Source organism: Corynebacterium sp. MSK195 (assembly GCF_030228885.1).
GTDB lineage: Bacteria > Actinomycetota > Actinomycetes > Mycobacteriales > Mycobacteriaceae > Corynebacterium.
This window is the reverse complement of sequence record NZ_JASPGT010000052.1, coordinates 1-524: the sequence shown is the minus strand read 5'-3', so window position 1 is coordinate 524 and position 524 is coordinate 1. Positions and strand designations below refer to the sequence as shown.

The following is a 524-nucleotide window of genomic DNA, read 5'->3' as shown; positions in this document are numbered from 1 at the left end:
GGCCTAAACGACAGAATGTGTTGTTTTGCGGCGTGTCGGGCTAAACGACATTTTGTGTTGGTGGGGTTTAGCGCATGCGGCCTTTGCGTATTCCCATAGAGTGGTTGTAGGCAGTGTCGATGGCACTGTCGTAGGTTGCTGGTCGGCCGTCTTCGTGGCCGCTGGTGGCTTGTTTTTCCTGGTTGGCTAGGGTTTGTGCTTTGGCGAGTGCGTCCTGGCCCCAGTTTTGCTGCCTGGCGATCTCTACAGGATCGTCAGGCAGCTGCGTATGTAGATGCAGCCACCAGTCGCAGGCGATGCGCTGTTGTTCGTCGCGCAGTCCGCGGTGGGTGTGCAGGAGTTGCTTAATTTGTGAGTTCACCCCGCCTTCTAGCTTGTTGGTCGTGCGTTCCAACCGTTGGCCTTCTTTAGCTTCGGCGAGGTAGGCAAAGAGGTGTCCTTGTTGGCTCATCTTCTTTAGCTGCAGGTAAATCCCGCGATGGGTGTAGTGGGTGTACCACCATTTTTTGTTCCGGCGCTTGGAC

The 524-nt window shown here is 55.7% G+C and carries 1 protein-coding gene; it reads right to left on the bottom strand.

Annotation, left to right across the window (positions count from 1 at the left end):
- Positions 1-67 precede the first annotated feature (67 nt).
- A partial coding sequence (locus QP909_RS11760) for a transposase family protein (RefSeq protein ID WP_502868668.1) occupies positions 68-524 on the bottom strand: 457 nt, incomplete at its 5' end.